The following is a 17594-nucleotide window of genomic DNA, read 5'->3' on the forward strand; positions in this document are numbered from 1 at the left end:
AGGGGAACGAAACCAATGAAAAAAGCACTCTTTGCGGCAGTCGCCGCTTTCTCGCTTGGCCTTTCGGCGCAGATGGCCTTTGCGCTAGACAAGGTGACGCTTGGCACCAACTGGCTGGCGCAGGCCGGTCATGGCGGCTTTTATCAGGCGCTCGCCGATGGCACTTATGAAAAATACGGCCTCGACGTGAAGATCGAGATGGGCGGACCGCAGGTCAACAACCGTCCGATGCTGGCCGCAGGCCGCCTCGACTTCCTGCTCACCGGCAACCTGCTTTTGTCCTTCAACAATGTCGCAAATGGCGTTCCGACCACGGTTGTGGCTGCCTTCTATCAGAAGGACCCGCAGGCCCTGATGGCGCATGACGGCGAATACAAGGATTTCAAGGATCTGGTGAACGCACCGACGATCCTGATCTCCAAGGACGGCCAGTTCTCGTTCTGGCCCTGGCTGGTGAAGGAATTTGGTTTCAAGGACGAACAGCTGCGTCCCTATGGCTATAGCCTCGCCCAGTTCCTCGGCGACAAGAAGACCGTGCAACAGGCCTATGCGACCGCCGAACCGCTTTACGCGGCCAAGGAAGGCGCAAAGGTCAAAACGTTCCTGCTCGCCGATCAGGGCTACAATACCTACGCAAACACCATTGAGACGCGTCAGGAACTGGTCGACAAAAACCCCGACCTCGTGCAGCGTTTTGTGACGGCTTCGATCGAAGGCTGGGTCAACTTCATGTATGGCGACCACAGCAAGGCCTATGAGATGATCCTCAAGGACAATGCGGATATGAGCAAGGAAACGCTCGACGCCGAACTGGCCAATCTCAAGGAACTGCAGCTCATCGACAGCGGCGACACGCTGACCAAGGGCATTGGCGCCATCGACATGAGCCGCGTCAAGTCGTTCTACGAGCTGGCGCGCAAGTCCGGCATCGTCAGCGGCGAAGAACTCGACATGAGCAAGGTTGCAACCGACGCCTTCGTCAACAAGGGCGCAGGTCTCGACATCAAGAAGCAACTGGGCCAGTAAGCCCCCGACGAAAACCGAAAGCCGCCCGCCTGTTTGAATGCCCGGCGGCTTTCCCTCCCGACCACGGTTAGAGACATGGCTATCGACGACGAGAATGACGATATCGAGCCGACCGGGCGAGACAAGGTTCTCGACCGCCGGCGGCGCATTCTCGGCGCGATCCGCACTGCCGCGATTGACGAATTCGCGGAAAAGGGTCTGGTCGGCGCATCGACCCAAGGCATTGCGCACCGTGCCGGACTGACCAAGCCTCAGCTGCATTATTATATTTCCAGCAAGGAAGAGCTCTACGAAGACATCATCGTCTTCATCCTCGACCAGTGGGAAGATATTTTCCTCGATGCCAGCGCCGAGGATGACCCGGCCAAGGTGATCCGCCAATATATCCGGGCCAAGCTCGCTTATAGCCAGAAGAACCCCAAGGCATCGAGGCTTTTCACCACCGAAATCGCCAATGGTGCGCCCTATCTCAGCCGCCACTGGAACAAGCATGTCGCAGCCACCCACAGCGCGGTCAAACTGATCCAGTCATGGGTGGATGACGGGCGCATCAAGCCAGTCGATCCGCTGTTGTTCCAGATGCATATCTGGGCCGTGACGCAGCATTATGCCGATTTTGAAACGCAGGTGCGTAGCATGATGGAAGTGGGCGAGGACGTTCCGCTGGATTTCGAGCGCATCGAAAAGGAAGTCTCGGCGCTGTTTCTGCGCGCATGCGGGCTGGAGTAATTATCGCAGCCCTTCAAGTTCCGCGATGCGCGCGGCGCTATCCTTTTCCAGCATGCGCGTCATTTCGCGGATAAGCGTTTCGGCCAGCACGAACAGGGCCGCCGACGAATCCCAGGCAGAGGGCACCGCCGTGCGACCCGCCAGAACATGGCGCGCAACGCGGGCAATCGGCGACAACCACTGGTCGGTGACAAGAATAACCTCGACACCCCGCGCCCGTGCTTTTTCCGCCAGCCCCAACAGGCTGTCCTGATACCGGCGAATGTCGAAAACGACGAGCACATCGCGTTTTCCCATATCCAGCAACCGGTCGCGCCAGACACTTTCCTGACCGCCGAGATGAAACACTTGCGGGCGGATGATCGTCATATGCGCCGTCATATATTGCGCGATGGGATCGGTGAACCGGCCCCCGATCAGATAAATATTGCCCTTGGCATTCGACAGTGCGGCCACCGCCTGCTGCAACTGTCTGGCGCCAAGATGCCGGAATGTCTCGCGGATATTTTCCTGTGTGTGCTCTACCGCCGGATAGGCCGTATCGGGGGCTTTGTCCGGATTTTCATTGCGGTGGTGCGGCGATTGTAATTGCGCCGCAAGTTCGTTTTGCAGATGCGCCTGAAACTCGGGATAATTCTGGAAACCGAGCCGATTTACAAAGCGCAGGATCGTCGGCGAGCTGACGCCCGCCTGCGCTGAAAATTCCGCCACCGTCTTCAATCCGAGTATCGGATAATTGGCGATCAAAGTCTGCGCTGCGGCCCGTTCGCCGGCAGGCATCGTATCGATCCGTTCATTAATGCGTTCGGCAACGCTGGTGTTTTCCGGGGCGCTTTCCGGCACGATATTTTCCATCCCGATGCCCAATTCAATTCGGGCAAAATTGTGTTTGACAAATTATCATACGACGTATCAAATAATCCGCAATAGCGCATAATTTTAAAAAACGTAACATAAGTTACAGCGCGGGGAACAAACAAAATGGCGGACGAGCGAGAGAAACGCCCGGCTTCGCATGAGCCGGTTTTTGTCGTCAACGAAACAGGGTCAAGTCCCTGGCTTTTCGTTTGCGAACACGCCTCCAACCATGTGCCGGACGGTTTCGACGGCCTGGGGCTGGGGGAGGATGCCCTTCGTGCCCACATCGCCTGGGATCCCGGAGCGGTGGAGGTTGCCCGACATCTCAGCGCCGCGCTTGATGCGCCGCTCGTAGAGTCGTGTCTGTCGCGCCTGCTGATCGATTGCAATCGCCCGCTTGATGCGCCGGACCTGATCCCCGAAATCAGCGAAATGACGGTCATTCCCGGCAATCACGAGCTGAACTCGCTGGAGCGCACCGCGCGCATCGACCTGTCGCATCGCCCGTTTCATGCCCGGATCGAACAGCTTATTGCGGCGCGCGCCGCACGCGGCTTTCCGTCATGGATGGTCACGATCCATTCGTTCACGCCGGTCTATCGCGCCATATCGCGCCCATGGCATGTCGGCATCATCCACGATGCGGATGACCGGGTTGCAGCGCCGCTGATTGCCGCACTCAAGCAGGACCAAACGCTCAATGTCGGCGTCAACGAGCCTTATGCGCCGTCCGACCGCGTCTATTACACGCTGGAGCGCCATGCGCGCCCGCGCAATGCGCCCTGCGCCATGATCGAAATCCGCAATAACGAAATCGCCGATGCAAAGGCTCAAAGAGCATGGGCCGAGCGGCTGGCGCCGATATTCAGCCGGATTGGCGAGACGCTTTGCCCCGCAGCGCAACCGAACGGAACGAAGAACTGAAGGAGAGGGAAATGCCCAAGCCGATCAGGCTTTTCGTCAAATATGTGGATGCGCTGAATTATCGTGTCGGGCGCTTTTCGATGTATCTGCTTTTCGTGCTGGCGGCTTGCCTTCTCTATTCCACCTTCTCGCGGGTTGCTTTCGGCGTGCCCGTCAACTGGGTCCTTGAAATGTCGCAGTTTCTGCTGTCGGCCTATTATCTGCTCGGCGGCGCCTATGCGATGCAACAGGGCGCGCATGTCCGCATGGACCTCTTTTTCGACCGTCTGCCCCCGCGCAAAAAGACGCTGACCGACCTGATCACCATTCTGTTCATCGTGTTTTATCTCGGCGTCATGGTGATGGGCGGCATTTCTTCCACGAATTACGCCATCGTCTATGGGCAGAAGAATTATACCGCCTGGGCGCCTCCGCTCTGGCCGATCAAGCTCATCATGACGACCGGCATTTTGCTCCTGCTGCTGCAATGCCTTTCCAACTTTTTCAAGGACTGGGCATCGCTGCGCGGCCAGCCCATCGACACGCTTGCCGGTCCGGCCATTGAGGAGGGCCATCATATATGAGCTCTGAACTCATAACACTTTTCATGTTCGCCACAATGATGGCGCTGCTGATGACCGGTCAGCGGGTTTTCGGCGTCATCGGCTTTGTCGGATCGCTAGCGGCCCTGCTCCTTTGGGGCAAAGGCTCGTTTGAAATGCCGTTCAACGCGACCTTCGCGGTCCTGAACTGGTATCCGCTGATCACCGTGCCGTTCTTCGTGTTCATGGGCTATATGCTGTCGGAATCCGGCATTGCGAGCAATCTTTATCGCATGTTCCATGTCTGGTTCGGCGGCATACGCGGCGGTCTGGCGCTCGGCACCATCGGATTGATGGTCATCATCTCCTGCATGAACGGCCTCAGCGTTGCAGGCATGGCCATTGGGGCGACCGTGGCGCTGCCGGAGCTTCTCAAGCGTGGCTACAACAAGGTCATGGTCACCGGCGTCATACAGGCAGGCAGTTCGCTCGGCATTCTCATTCCGCCCAGCGTCGTGCTGGTGCTTTATGCGATGATCGCTCGCCAGCCGGTGCTGCAACTCTGGCTGGCTGGCATCGGCCCCGGCCTGTTGATGGCGGCACTTTTCGCGATCTATATCTATATACGCTGCCGCCTGAACCCGGAACTTGGACCAGCCCTGCCAAAAGAAGAGCTGGAGAAATTCAGCTGGAGAGAACGCTTTTCCGTGTTGCGCGCCGGTCTGCTGCCGCTCGTCGTCTTCGGCGCGATGATGGGCCTGTTTCTGACGGGCGTCACCAGCCTGGTGGAAAGTGCGGCGGTCGGCGCTTTGCTCGCCACATTGGCGGCGCTGTTCACCGGGCGTCTTAACAAGCAGGTGTGGGAAACGACGTCCCGCAACAGCCTGACCGTCACCTGCATGTTCCTCTGGATCATTCTCGGCGCGCTGTGCTTTTCGTCGGTTTATGACGGTTTGGGCGCCGTCAAGGCAATCGAGAAGATCCTTCTTGGCACATTCGATCTGTCGCCGTGGACCATTCTCATCCTGATGCTGCTGTCGTTCATTCTGCTCGGCATGTTTTTGGATGATACGGCCATGCTGGTTATCGTGGCGCCGCTCTATATTCCGCTGGTCAAGAGCCTCGGCTTCAATGCGATCTGGTTCGGCATTCTGTACACGATCACCTGCCAGATTGCGTATATCACGCCGCCTTTCGGGTACAATCTCTTCATGATGCGAGCGCTGGCACCCAAGGAAATCACGCTGATCGACATCTACAAATCCATCGTGCCGTTCTTCTTCCTTATGGTGCTGACGATCATCATCTTGATGATTTTCCCGCAAATCGCGCTATGGCTGCCGAACTGGTATACCGGGCGATGAGAAACGATGGAGGAAATACGAATAATCCGGTGACAAGAGTCCGAATGGACCGGCCCGGCTCATGTGAAAGGGTGAACTTCAAACAAACGGGAGAATGGGCATGAGCGAGAATAACAAGCTTAATAAACGTGACTTTCTCAAGAAGGCCGGACTGACGACGGTTGGAGCATTGGGTGCCAGCACACTTGCGACGCCCTATGTCAAAGCACAAAGCCCGATCAAGTGGCGATTGCAGACTTATGCAGGCCCGGCACTGGCCGAACATGTCATCAAGCCGTCGATTGACGCCTTCAACAAGGCGGCGAACGGCGAAATGACAATTGAACTTTACACCGCCGACCAGCTGGTTTCGCAGAGCGAACTTTTCCGCGCCGTGCAGTCGGGCACCATCGATGCCGCGCAAAGCGATGACGATTCCATGGCATCGCCCGTCGATGTCGCGGTGTTCGGCGCTTATTTCCCCTTCGCTTCGCGCTATAGCCTCGACGTGCCGACACTCTTCAACTGGTACGGGCTGAACGAAATCTGGGAAGAAGCCTATAAGGAAATTCCCGGCGTCACCTGGCTGAGCGCCGGTTCGTGGGACCCCTGCAACTTCGTCACCACAAAACCGATCCGCAGCGTTGCCGATTTGCAGGGCCTTCGCGTCTTCACCTTCCCGACAGGCGGTCGCTTCCTGACCAAGTTCGGCGTGGTGCCTGTCACGCTGCCATGGGAAGATATTGAAGTCGCCATCCAGACCGGCGAACTCGACGGCGTGGCCTGGTGCGGCGCGACCGAGGCCTATACCGTTGGCTGGGCGGATATCAACAAGTACTACCTCACCAACAATATTAACGGCGCATGGGCCGGTTCCTATTTCGCCAACACCGAAAAGTGGGATGCCGTACCGGAACACCTGAAAGCGCTCTTCAAGCTGGCGATGGATTCCTCGCACTATTACCGTCAGCATTGGTACTGGTGGGGCGAAGCGCATTACCGCACCACCGGCGGCAAGCTGGAACTGACCACCATTCCGGAATCGGAATGGAAGCAGATCGAAGATGCGGCGCAGGAGTTCTGGGACGACATTTCCAAGCAGAGCGAGCGCAACGCCAAGGTCGTGGCCATTCTGAAGAAATATCAGGAAACCATGCGCAATGCCGGAGCGCCGTATCGCTACGCCTGAACGGTGAACATAACGAACCAGCGAGGGATCGGAGGCTTACGGGAAAGTCTCCGATCCCGGTCTATCCTTTCATGCTTTGAGGAGCAGGCATATAAATGGCCGGACAATTGACTTTCGACGCGCTGAAAACAGCCGTTTCCGCCGGAGAGATCGACACCATTCTGGCCTGCATCGTGGATATGCAGGGACGCCTGATCGGCAAGCGTTTCTATGCGCCGTTCTTCGTGGAATCCGCCTATGACGAAACGCATGGCTGCAACTATCTCCTCGCCGACGATATCGACATGGAACCGGTGCCCGGCTATGAAGCCGCCGGTTGGGACAAGGGTTATGGCGACTTCGTCATGAAACCCGATCTTTCCACCATCCGGCTTGCGCCATGGCTGGAAAAGACCGCCCTCGTTCTTTGCGACGTGCAGGACCATCACCATGACGATCTCGCCCATTCGCCGCGCGCTATTTTGAAGAAGCAGCTCACCCGCCTGCAAGAGCGCGGCTATCGCGCTTATTTTGCCTCCGAGCTGGAATTCTATCTCTTCGACGAGACCTACAAGACCGCCCGCAACAAGCACTGGCAGGCCATGGAAACGGCCTCGCCCTATGTGCAGGACTATGTGATCCACCTCACCACCAAGGAAGAACCGGTCCTGCGCGCCATGCGCAATCAACTAGCCGCAGCCGGAATTCCGGTTGAGAATTCGAAAGGCGAATGGGGTCCGGGTCAGGAAGAGCTGAATGTGCGCTATGCCGAAGCGCTGGAAATGGCTGACCGGCATGTGATCATGAAAACGGCGATGAAGGACATTGCCGAGCAGCATGGCAAATGCATCACCTTCATGGCGAAGTATGATTACAGCAAGGCTGGCAGTTCCAGCCATGTGCACAATTCGATCTGGAGCGCTGACGGCAAGGAATCGCTGTTCTTCGACCCGAAGGCGCCACATACGATGACTCCGCTGATGCGGTCATGGGTGGCCGGACAGCTGAAATATGCAACCGACTACACCTATTTCCTCGCACCCTACATCAATTCCTACAAGCGCTTTCAGGCGGGCACATTCGCGCCCACCAAGATCATGTGGAGCGAGGACAACCGCACCGCAGGTTTCCGGCTTTGTGGTGCAGGCACCAAGGGCATTCGCATCGAGTGCCGCATCGGCGGGGCCGATCTCAATCCTTATCTCGCCTTTGCGGCATTGATCGCTGCTGGTCTTCAAGGGATCGATGAGAAGCTTGAACTGGAAGAACCTTTTGTCGGCGATGCCTATGGCGCGGTGAAGCTGAAGGAAATTCCCTACACGCTGCGCGAAGCAGCGCTTGCGCTTAAGAACTCGTCTTTCCTGAAGGAAGCACTCGGTGAGGAGGTGGTCAGCCATTATGTCCACACCGCCCATTGGGAGCAGATCGAATATGACCGCCGCGTCACCGATTGGGAATTGCATCGCGGTTTCGAGCGCTACTGACCGTCCATGGATATCCAGAATGAGCTATGAAGGACCTGCCCAATGAGCGGCACTGCGAAAACCATCTCGCCTATCGACGGTTCGGTCTATGCCGAGCGCCCTTTTTTGAGCGAAGCCGCCATTCAGTCCACCGTTGCGGCGGCGCGAACGGCACAAGCCGCCTGGGCTGAACTGAGCATTGCGGAGCGGGCGCGCTATTGCCGTGCCGCGCTTGCAGCGCTTGCCGCCATGCAGGACGAAATCGTGCCGGAGATTGCCTGGCAGATGGGTCGCCCGACTCGCTATGGCGGCGAAAATGGCGGCGTGCAGGAGCGCGGTCAGTATATGATCGATATTGCCGCGGAAGCGCTGGAACCTTATCTCCCCGCGCCAAAGGACGGTTTCCGCCGCTATGTCAAACATGTGCCGCTTGGCGTCGTGCTGGTGATCGCGCCGTGGAACTATCCGTATCTTACTGCCGTCAACACCATCATCCCAGCCCTGATGGCGGGCAATAGCGTCATCCTGAAACATGCGACGCAGACGCTTCTGGCGGGCGAGCGCTTCGCCCAAGCCTTTGAGAAGGCGGGGCTTCCCAAGGGTGTTTTCCAGAATGTGGTTCTGGATCATGCCTCCACCGAAAAACTGCTGGCTTCCGGCACGGTCGATCATGTGAATTTCACGGGGTCGGTCGGCGGCGGACGGGCGATTGAAAAGGCTGCCGCAGGCACCTTCATGACCATGGGGCTGGAGCTTGGCGGCAAAGACCCGGCCTATGTCCTGCCGGACGTCAATCTCGATCATGCGGTCGCCAATCTGGTGGACGGTGCCTTCTTCAATTCGGGCCAGTGCTGCTGCGGCATCGAGCGCATCTATGTGCATGAAGATGTCTATGATCGTTTCGTGGACGGTTTCATCGATCTGACCCGCCAATATGTCGTCGGCAACCCGCTGGACGCTGGTACAACGCTCGGCCCCATGGCGCAGGCGCGTTTTGCTGATCTTATCCGCGAGCAGAAGGCCGAAGCGCTGCGCAAGGGTGCCAAGGCGCATGTGAACATGAAAGTTGAAAATGACGTCGCCGGCTCACCCTATATCGCGCCGGAAGTACTCACCTATGTCGATCACCAGATGAGCGCCATGCGCGAGGAAAGTTTCGGCCCCATCGTCGGCATCATGAAGGTACGCAACGATCAGGAAGCGCTCGCTTTGATGAATGACAGCATTTATGGCCTCACCGCTTCGCTATGGACGACGGACACGGACCGCGCGGCAACGCTCGGCGACCGCATCGAGACCGGCACTGTTTTCATGAATCGCTGCGACTATCTCGATCCGGGCCTTGTCTGGACCGGCGTTAAGGATACCGGCAAAGGCGCTTCCCTTTCGCCCATCGGATACGGCAATCTGACCCGGCCTAAATCCTTCCACCTGCGTGAAAAAATCTGATCTGATCCCTGTTCTGCCCTACTTTGAAAGCTATCGATATGACGACACTGACCGCTAAATGGAACTTCCCGACCACCGTTCTTTTCGGGCCGGGGCGCATCAAGGAACTGCCTGCTGTTCTGAAGGCGGCAGGTATCGCGCGCCCGCTTTTCGTCACAGATCCGGGTCTCGCGAAACTTCCCGTGGTTGCTTCCACGCTGGCCGTTCTCGATGCGGCAGGTGTGCAATATGGCGTCTTTTCCGATGTGAAGCCTAACCCGGTCGAAAGCAATCTCTATGCGGGCGTCAAGGTTTTTCAGGACGGCAAACATGATGGCGTCATCGCCTTTGGTGGCGGTTCTGCGCTCGACCTTGGCAAGCTGATCGCCTTTCAGGCGGGCCAGACGCGCCCGGTCTGGGATTTTGAGGATATTGGCGACTGGTGGACCCGCGCCGACAGCAACGCCATCGCGCCGGTGATTGCCGTGCCAACCACCGCTGGAACCGGCTCGGAAGTGGGCCGCGCGGGCGTGTTGACTAATGAAGCGACGCACACGAAAAAGGTCATTTTCCACCCGAAAATGCTCCCGGTCACGGTCATTGCTGATCCCGAACTTTCCACCGGCATGCCGCCTTTCATCACTGCCGGCACCGGCATGGATGCACTGGCACATTGTCTTGAAGCTTATTGCGCGCCGGGCTTTCACCCGATGGCGGATGGCATCGCTCTCGAAGGTATCCGCCTTGTGTTCGAAAATCTGCCCCGGGCCTATGCCAACGGCAACGACATCGAAGCCCGCGCCAATATGATGGCCGCAGCCGCGATGGGCGCAACCGCTTTTCAGAAAGGGCTCGGCGCGATCCATTCGCTGTCGCACCCGATTGGCGCGCTCTACGACACCCATCACGGCATGACCAACGCCGTTTTCATGCCCTATGTGCTGCATCACAACCGCGCCGCTATCGAAAAGCGGATTGAACGCCTTGCGGATTATCTCGGCATAAAGGGCGGTTTCGACGGCTTCGTCGCTGCCATCATGAAACTGCGCAAGGACCTCGGCGTGCCGGACACATTGCCGGAATTCATCAAGGGACTGGAGATGGACAGCGCCCGCAAGGACCTGATTGCGGAGATGGCAATCGTTGATCCGACGGCTGGCGGCAACCCGATTGAGCTTACCAAGGAAGGCGCGCTGAAGCTTCTGGAAAGCGCCTTGTCCGGCAAGAATTGACCGGCGGCAATTCCCGCAAAACTGTGTAACGTTTTGCTTGCAAGAAAAATATAGACAGCTAATAGTTAGGCCGACAAAACAAGCATCGCACCGAAGCGGGGGGCGATGCATCTGGAGAGCGGGTTCTTGGGGAGGAACCCGCTCTCCTTCATTTTAGAGCACATCCCGAAAGGATGAAACGGTTTTCGGATAAGATGTGTGTTAAAACAAACAGTTAGAGTGCCGATCTGATACAATCAGATCGAAACGCGTTCTAACGTCAGTCATTGGCTCGATAATCAGCGCGGGTGATGCCATGACGTTGCATCTTGTCGTAAAAGGTCTTGCGCGGAATGCCGAGCGCCTTGATCGTTTCCTGCACATTGCCGCTATGAGCGGCAAGCGTTTCGCGGATCAGCGTTTCTTCATAACGCTCCAGACGTTTCGGCAAAGGTTCCTGATCATCCGCCACGGAACGGCCCACGCCATTGGAAGATGAGACGCCAAGCGCCACCCGGTCAGCAAAATGCGCCAGTTCACGCACATTGCCCGGCCAGACATGGCTCATCAGATGGCGATGCGTGGCGGCGTCAACCACCGGTACATCGCGATTGAAGCGCTTTGCCGCGCGCGTCAAAAAATGCGCAAAAAGCAGCGGAATGTCCTCGCGGCGCTCCCGCAGCGGCGGTATCGATAGCGTCACAACATTGAGCCGATAGTAAAGGTCTTCACGAAAATCGCCGCGCTGCGCCGGATCGCCGAGATCGATCTTCGCGGCAGCCACCACGCGCAAATCGACCGGGCGGATTTCATTGGTACCGAGCGGGGTAATCTCCCGCATTTCCAGCACGCGCAGCAGTTTTACCTGCGTTGCGGCTGGCATGCTTTCAATCTCGTCGAGAAACAGCGTGCCGCCGCTTGCATGTTCGATGCGTCCCAGCCGCTTTTTCTGCGCGCCGGTGAAGGCACCCGCCTCATGGCCGAACAATTCGCTTTCAATCACAGTTTCCGGCAGCGCGCCGCAATTGAGCGCAACGAAATTGCCTTTGCGACGGCGGCTCCAATTGTGCAGCAGTTGTGCCACGACCTCCTTGCCGCTGCCGGTTTCGCCCGCCACCAGCACATCCACGTCTGTATCCGCAATATCGCGCAGTGTGCGGCGCAGGTTTTCCATCACGGACGTCTGGCCGATCAGCGGCAGATCGCCTTCGGCGTCGATTGCAGCGGCGCGCAAGGCGCGGTTTTCAAGCACAAGCTGGCGCTTTTCACCGGCGCGTCGAATGCTGTGCACCAGACGGTCCGCCGCAAAAGGCTTGGCTATAAAATCATAGGCGCCATCCTGAATGGCCTGAACCGCCATCGGAATATCGCCATGGCCTGTGATGAGGATCACAGGCAGATCGGGATCGATGGCCTTGATGCGCGTGAAGAATTCCAGTCCATCAATCTGCGGCATCCGCACGTCGGATACGATCACGCCGTCAAAATCCGCCGTCACATCGGCCAGCGCGTCCACGGCACTGCCATAATCGGCGACGGAAAAACCGGCAAGCTCCAGTGTCTGCCGGGTGGCGCGGCGCAATGCCTTGTCGTCATCAACGAGGATAACGGAGTGAGGATGGTTCATCATGCTTTTCTCAATTCGACGCGGAAGACTGTGCCGTCGGCACTGCTTTCCGCAGATATGGTTCCGCCATAATCGGTGACGATTTCCTTGACGATCACCAGACCAAGGCCGAGGCCCTTTTCCTTCGATGTATTGAAGGGCGAAAACAGGTTGTCGCGAATATGCTGCGGCATGCCCGGTCCGTTATCGGACACGGTGACCAGCACCGTCTCGCGCTGTTCTGTTGCGCGCACTTCGATGCGTCCGTCATTGCCTTTGACTTCCACCGCCTCCAGCGCGTTCTGGAACAGATTGATGAGCACCTGTTCCAGCCGAAGCGAATGTCCGACAACGTGCAGATCGGGCGGTGGCAATTCGATATCAAGCTGATCCATCCGACCGGAAAAACGGCTGCGCAGCAGCACAAGCGCGCCCGATATAACCTGACTGAGCGGTGTCGGCTCCGAAGGTGAACGCCCCTTGCGGGCAAGGGCCTTCAGGTCGCCGGTGATAGTGCCGATACGATCGGTCAGCGCGGCGATTTCATCGAGATTCTCGGTTGCGGCCTCCAGCCGCTTTCGTTCGATGAACGTCTTCGCATTGTCCGCATAGGCCCTTATCGTCGCGACCGGCTGATTGATCTCATGCGCAACACCCGCCGCCACTTGCCCCATAATGGCGAGACGGTTAGCGTGGACGAGATCCTGCTGCACGCCCTGCAACATGGACTCCGTGCGATGGTGGTCGCTGATTTCAGCTTCCAGTCGGTCTCGCGCAAGACTGAGATCGCGGGTGCGTTCTTCTACGCGTTGCTCCAGTTCCTGTTGCGTGCGCGCTGCCGCTGCGATGCGCGCCACCACCTTCTGCCGCCTGCGCAACAACATCCCGGCGATGGTCGCAGTGGCCGCCAGAATGATGAAGGCAATCAGCCGCGCCTCGCGCACCGCGCCTGGAATCTGCGGCTTTGTCGGCGCCATGCTGTACATCTGCCAGGGCGTGGACGGCACCGTGGAATGAATAGCCAGAAACTGCGTGCTGCGCCCCTCACCGGGCATCTGTGCATTCATCAAAAGCACATCGCCCTCACCCACCGCCTTCATGGACAGCGGCAAGGGTTGCAGCGGCACATCGCCGAATTGCAGACTATCACGAATAGATTGGGATTGTTCCTGACCGATGCGACCTATGGTCATGAAGCGCCACGACGGAAGGCTGGTTATCAGCGCGATATTGCGTTCGTCGGTCACGAAAGTCGGACGGCCCGCATTGCGCCAGTCCTGCTCCAGATCGTCGAATTCCAGTTTGACGACGATGACGCCGAGCGGGCCCGAAGACCCATCGACGCGCCGCGAGATATAAAGGCCGGGGCGAAAGCTCACATTGCCAAGCGCAAAATATTCGTCGCCGCCATTGGTCAGGGCATCCCGAAAATAGGGCCGGAACTTGTAATCATTGCCGACAAAGCTGTCCCGCTCGCGCCAGTTGCTGGCCGCAATCGCGATCCCGTCCATCCCCACCAGATAGATCACCGCCGCCTGCGTGCCCTCCGCGAGCGTCTCCAGCTTTCGGTTTGCGGGGTCTATCGTCGCCACCGTCTTGTCCAGAAGTGCCGACGCCAGCTCCCGATCCTTTGAAAGCACAAGCGACAGGGCGCGTTGCTTGTCGAGAACAGCGCGCAGCAGCGCTGTATTCAGATTGGCATCAATGCGCGTCTGCTCGCTCAAGTCCTCGACGGCGCGCTCATGCGCCGTGTTGCCAACCAGCCAGAATGCCAGCGCGAAGAACACGGCGCAGATGAGCGCAAACAGAGCCCAGGCCCGGCGATTGGCGGCTCGCAGATCCGCTTCATCAATGATTGGGGACACCAACTTGTTCATCAAATCAATGTGCGATATTTCGCACAAATTGAAAAGAAGAATGTGTAAAAATTCGCACAATACTGAGTAATGCTACCCCTGCCCATGGTGTAATATCCATAGTTTTCAATCGGATAAGTACGCGCTCACAAACTGGCACGGACATTGCAATTAGAACCTCCAACAGCGGTTGAGCGCCGCTGAAATCCAGGACTGAAAAGGCTCGGGAGGCTGGACGCGATCCAGACTGAGCCAAATGGAGGACACAATGATTGCAGTTCCGACTGGCACGGCGGATGAACCGCGCGGCCGCATCCCGCTTTATAAGCATCTCTATTTTCAGGTACTGGTGGCGATTGCCGCCGGTATCACGCTCGGCCATTTCTATCCCGAGCTTGGCACGCAGCTGAAGCCGCTGGGCGACGCCTTCATCAAGCTGGTGAAGATGATCATCGCGCCCGTCATCTTCCTGACGGTCGCGACCGGCATTGCTGGCATGACCGACATGAAGAAGGTGGGGCGCGTTGCTGGCAAGGCGATGATCTACTTCCTCACCTTCTCCACGCTGGCGCTGATTATCGGTCTCGTCGTGGCCAATGTCGTGCAGCCGGGCGCTGGCATGCATATCGACCCAGCCTCTCTCGACCCCAAGGCCGTGGCCGACTACGCCACCAAGGCGCATGAGCAGAGCATTACCGGCTTCCTCAGCAACATCATCCCGACAACGATTGTCGGCGCTTTTGCGGAAGGTGACATTCTGCAGGTGCTGTTCTTCTCGGTCCTGTTCGGTATTTCGCTTGCGCTTGTGGGCGACCGCGGCAAGCCGGTCACCGACTTTCTGCATGTTCTGACCGCCCCGGTTTTCAAGCTGGTATCGATTCTAATGAAAGCCGCACCCATCGGCGCTTTCGGCGCGATGGCCTTCACCATCGGCAAATATGGCATTGGTTCCATCGCCAATCTCGCCATGCTGATCGGCACTTTCTACCTCACCTCGCTGCTTTTTGTGCTCGTCGTTCTGGGTGCGGTGGCGCGCTATAACGGCTTCTCCATTCTCGCTCTGATCCGTTACATCAAGGAAGAGTTGCTGCTCGTGCTGGGCACCTCCTCGTCGGAAGCGGCTCTGCCAGCCCTGATGAACAAGATGGAAAAGGCGGGTTGCAAACGCTCGGTTGTCGGCCTCGTCATTCCCACCGGCTATTCGTTCAATCTGGATGGCACCAATATCTATATGACGCTTGCTGCCCTCTTCATCGCGCAGGCGACAGATATTCCGCTGTCGTTGAGCGACCAGATTCTGCTCCTGCTGGTGGCCATGCTCAGCTCCAAGGGTGCCGCTGGCATCACCGGCGCGGGCTTCATCACGCTGGCCGCGACCTTGTCGGTCGTCCCGGCTGTGCCTGTGGCCGGTATGGCGCTCATCCTCGGCATCGACCGTTTCATGTCGGAATGCCGCGCCCTGACCAATCTCGTTGGCAATGCAGTCGCCACCATCGTTGTTGCGCGCTGGGAAAACGAGCTGGATCAGGACAAGCTTGCCGCCGCATTGGCTGGCACCCCCGCCATCACCGATGCGATGCCGCAGCTGGAGCCAGCGGAGTAAGCGTTACGCAAACAAAAACGGCCCGCTTCATGCGGGCCGTTTCGTTAGATACCGCCGCCCTCTCCGAGCGAACTGAAATGCTCGATCATGCGATCGACATTGGGTGTCAGACCCGTGAACAATTCAAACGCGCCGACCGCCTGAAACACGGCCATGCCGCCGCCATTGACGATGCTGCATCCGCGTTTTGCCGCTTCGACCAGAAGCTGCGTCTGAAGCGGGAAATAAACAATATCCGCCACCCAATGCCGTGGCGTCAGCAGATCCGTATCCAAAGGCACGCCGGGGTGCTTGGCCATTCCGGTCGGCGTGGCATGGGCCAGCCCATCGGCAGCTTCCAGCGCGGCGGCGATATCCCCGCCCGATACAAACCGGCAAGCCTCATGCCTTGGTGCCAGTTGTGCAATCAGCGCTTCGGTTCGGGCGGCATCCAGATCGAAAACCTGCACACTTCGCGCGCCCATTGTCGCCAATGCATGCGCAACCGCAACACCCGCACCACCGGCACCGATCAATACTGCATTGTCGACCGGGGCATCAGGCAAAGCGCGCCGAAAGCCCTGCGAAAAGCCCCACCAGTCGGTGTTATAGCCGGTTCTGCGACCGTTTTTGAACGTCACCGTATTAATCGAGCCGAGTGCCGCCGCATCGGACGACAATTCATCGACAAACTGGATCGCCGCCTGTTTGCAGGGATAGGTGATATTGAGCCCTGCAAACCCGTCTTTCTCCGCCTGATCCATCAGCTGCGGCAAAGCCTCAACGCCCACGCCCGGCATCGAAAGATCGAACCGGTCATAGCGGTAGTCGATGCCGTTCATGCGCCCTTCATGCATATGCATGGCTGGAGTGCGAGAGGCACCGATGCCGCTGCCAATCAAGCCCACGCGAACCGAACGCGTTACTGTTTCCGTCACGGAATTTAAACTCCACCCCTATCGTCCCGCCATTTTCGCACGGCAGGTTTCTTGTTTTTGAAAATGTACGAACTGGTTAGTAACGTCAATCGGACACGGCGACTATTTTTGCAATGCGCACTGAATTGAAGGCGCTTTCGGTCTCACGATTTCAGGTAGGCTAGGATCATATCCGCGATAAGCTGACGATGTCGCGTTCGGTACTCATCGGCCATGAGGTCCCGGTCGAAAAGCGCGCCAAATGTGTGCCGGTTGGCGACCCGGAAAAAACAGGCGGCGCTGATCATCTGGTGCAAATCGACCGGATCGACCTTGCGGGTGAATACACCGCTTGTTTCCCCGCGCGCCAGAATCTCGGCAATGATCCCGATCACGCCGGAATTGGTGCGCTGGAAAACGCTGGAATTTTTCAGATGCTCGGCGCGGTGGATGTTCTCGATGCTGACCAGTTGCACGAAATCGGGATTGGCGTCGTCATGATCGAATGTGGCCTCGATCAACCGCCGCATCGCTTCTTCCGGCTCGAAATCCTGAAGCTGAAGGCGGTTTTCCAGCGCCCTTATCTTGGCATAGGCGCGCTCCAGCACAGCCAGATAAAGCCCTTCCTTGTTGTCGAAATAATAATAGAGCATCCGCTTCGACGTCTTGGTCTTCTCGGCAATCGTATCAACACGCGCACCGGAAAAACCTGCCCGAACGAATTCTTCGGTCGCGACCTCAAGGATGTTTTCCCTGGTGCTGTCGGGATCGTTTTTCCGTCCCGCGCGGGCCTGTGCAAGCTCGACTGCGCTGTCCATCGTGATCGTCTGGCCGCCTTTTAAAATGTACCAACTGGTGGGTTATATAGGCGCATAGTTCAGCGAGGGGCAAGCACGGGGCACTGTCATACATGCGTAAATGGGAAAAGGGGCCGGTAAACCGACCCCTTCTCTAAGTTCAAC

15 protein-coding genes are annotated in these 17594 nt (G+C 57.8%); 10 read left to right on the forward strand and 5 right to left on the reverse strand.

What is annotated here, in order from left to right; genetic code table 11:
• Positions 1 to 15 precede the first annotated feature (15 nt).
• Both FIC94_RS03385 and FIC94_RS03390 read left to right on the forward strand, forming a co-directional pair.
• Positions 16 to 1026, forward strand: coding sequence for an ABC transporter substrate-binding protein (locus tag FIC94_RS03385; protein ID WP_140023920.1), 1011 nt, complete (start codon positions 16 to 18; stop codon positions 1024 to 1026).
• 75 nt (positions 1027 to 1101) lie between these two features.
• Positions 1102 to 1755, forward strand: coding sequence for a TetR family transcriptional regulator C-terminal domain-containing protein (locus tag FIC94_RS03390; RefSeq protein ID WP_121538219.1), 654 nt, complete (start codon positions 1102 to 1104; stop codon positions 1753 to 1755).
• On the opposite strand, the gene FIC94_RS03395 is transcribed toward FIC94_RS03390, so the two are convergent.
• A complete protein-coding gene (locus FIC94_RS03395) occupies positions 1756 to 2535 on the reverse strand; it encodes a MurR/RpiR family transcriptional regulator (RefSeq protein WP_371830816.1) in 780 nt (259 codons plus the stop codon).
• A gap of 201 nt (positions 2536 to 2736) precedes the next feature.
• On the opposite strand from FIC94_RS03395, the gene FIC94_RS03400 reads away from it, so the two are divergent.
• From FIC94_RS03400 to FIC94_RS03430, 7 genes are all read left to right on the forward strand, one after another.
• Positions 2737 to 3537: an N-formylglutamate amidohydrolase gene (locus FIC94_RS03400; RefSeq protein ID WP_140023921.1), complete on the forward strand. Its 801-nt coding sequence runs from the start codon at positions 2737 to 2739 to the stop codon at positions 3535 to 3537.
• Positions 3538 to 3548: 11 nt separating this feature from the next.
• Positions 3549 to 4100 carry a TRAP transporter small permease subunit gene (locus tag FIC94_RS03405; RefSeq protein ID WP_109367173.1) on the forward strand — a complete coding sequence of 184 codons (552 nt, stop codon included), beginning with the start codon at positions 3549 to 3551 and terminating at the stop codon, positions 4098 to 4100.
• The gene (locus FIC94_RS03410) at positions 4097 to 5422 is read left to right on the forward strand and encodes a TRAP transporter large permease (RefSeq protein ID WP_140023922.1); all 1326 of its coding nucleotides are present in this window, start codon (positions 4097 to 4099) and stop codon (positions 5420 to 5422) included. The genes FIC94_RS03405 and FIC94_RS03410 overlap by 4 nt, the downstream gene beginning before the upstream one ends.
• A 100-nt stretch (positions 5423 to 5522) precedes the next feature.
• Positions 5523 to 6590 (forward strand): TRAP transporter substrate-binding protein, encoded by a 1068-nt coding sequence (locus FIC94_RS03415; RefSeq protein ID WP_140023923.1) that lies wholly within the window; start codon positions 5523 to 5525, stop codon positions 6588 to 6590.
• Positions 6591 to 6685: 95 nt separating this feature from the next.
• Positions 6686 to 8053, forward strand: a complete 1368-nt coding sequence (locus tag FIC94_RS03420; protein WP_109367170.1) for a glutamine synthetase family protein — start codon at positions 6686 to 6688, stop codon at positions 8051 to 8053.
• 42 nt (positions 8054 to 8095) lie between these two features.
• Complete coding sequence (locus tag FIC94_RS03425; RefSeq protein ID WP_140023924.1) at positions 8096 to 9481, forward strand: aldehyde dehydrogenase family protein; 1386 nt, start codon at positions 8096 to 8098, stop codon at positions 9479 to 9481.
• Between the two features lie 38 nt (positions 9482 to 9519).
• The gene (locus FIC94_RS03430) at positions 9520 to 10692 is read left to right on the forward strand and encodes an iron-containing alcohol dehydrogenase (protein WP_109367968.1); all 1173 of its coding nucleotides are present in this window, start codon (positions 9520 to 9522) and stop codon (positions 10690 to 10692) included.
• 259 nt (positions 10693 to 10951) lie between these two features.
• Here FIC94_RS03430 and FIC94_RS03435 read toward each other — a convergent pair whose 3' ends face one another.
• Together FIC94_RS03435 and FIC94_RS03440 are read right to left on the reverse strand one after the other, a co-directional pair.
• Positions 10952 to 12298: a sigma-54-dependent transcriptional regulator gene (locus tag FIC94_RS03435; protein WP_140024037.1), complete on the reverse strand. Its 1347-nt coding sequence runs from the start codon at positions 12296 to 12298 to the stop codon at positions 10952 to 10954.
• Positions 12298 to 14154, reverse strand: a complete 1857-nt coding sequence (locus FIC94_RS03440; RefSeq protein ID WP_140023925.1) for a sensor histidine kinase — start codon at positions 14152 to 14154, stop codon at positions 12298 to 12300. Before FIC94_RS03440 ends, FIC94_RS03435 begins: the two co-directional genes overlap by 1 nt.
• A gap of 247 nt (positions 14155 to 14401) precedes the next feature.
• Here FIC94_RS03440 and FIC94_RS03445 point away from each other — a divergent pair, with 247 nt between their 5' ends.
• On the forward strand, positions 14402 to 15736 hold the full coding sequence (locus tag FIC94_RS03445; RefSeq protein WP_109367167.1) for a dicarboxylate/amino acid:cation symporter: 1335 nt from the start codon (positions 14402 to 14404) through the stop codon (positions 15734 to 15736).
• Between the two features lie 44 nt (positions 15737 to 15780).
• On the opposite strand, the gene FIC94_RS03450 is transcribed toward FIC94_RS03445, so the two are convergent.
• Both FIC94_RS03450 and FIC94_RS03455 read right to left on the reverse strand, forming a co-directional pair.
• Positions 15781 to 16653: a shikimate dehydrogenase gene (locus FIC94_RS03450; protein WP_140023926.1), complete on the reverse strand. Its 873-nt coding sequence runs from the start codon at positions 16651 to 16653 to the stop codon at positions 15781 to 15783.
• Between the two features lie 143 nt (positions 16654 to 16796).
• Positions 16797 to 17450: a TetR/AcrR family transcriptional regulator gene (locus tag FIC94_RS03455; protein WP_109367165.1), complete on the reverse strand. Its 654-nt coding sequence runs from the start codon at positions 17448 to 17450 to the stop codon at positions 16797 to 16799.
• Positions 17451 to 17594 lie beyond the last annotated feature (144 nt).

Origin of the sequence: Ochrobactrum teleogrylli, from assembly GCF_006376685.1 — a bacterium.
Taxonomy (GTDB): Bacteria; Pseudomonadota; Alphaproteobacteria; order Rhizobiales; family Rhizobiaceae; genus Brucella; species Brucella teleogrylli.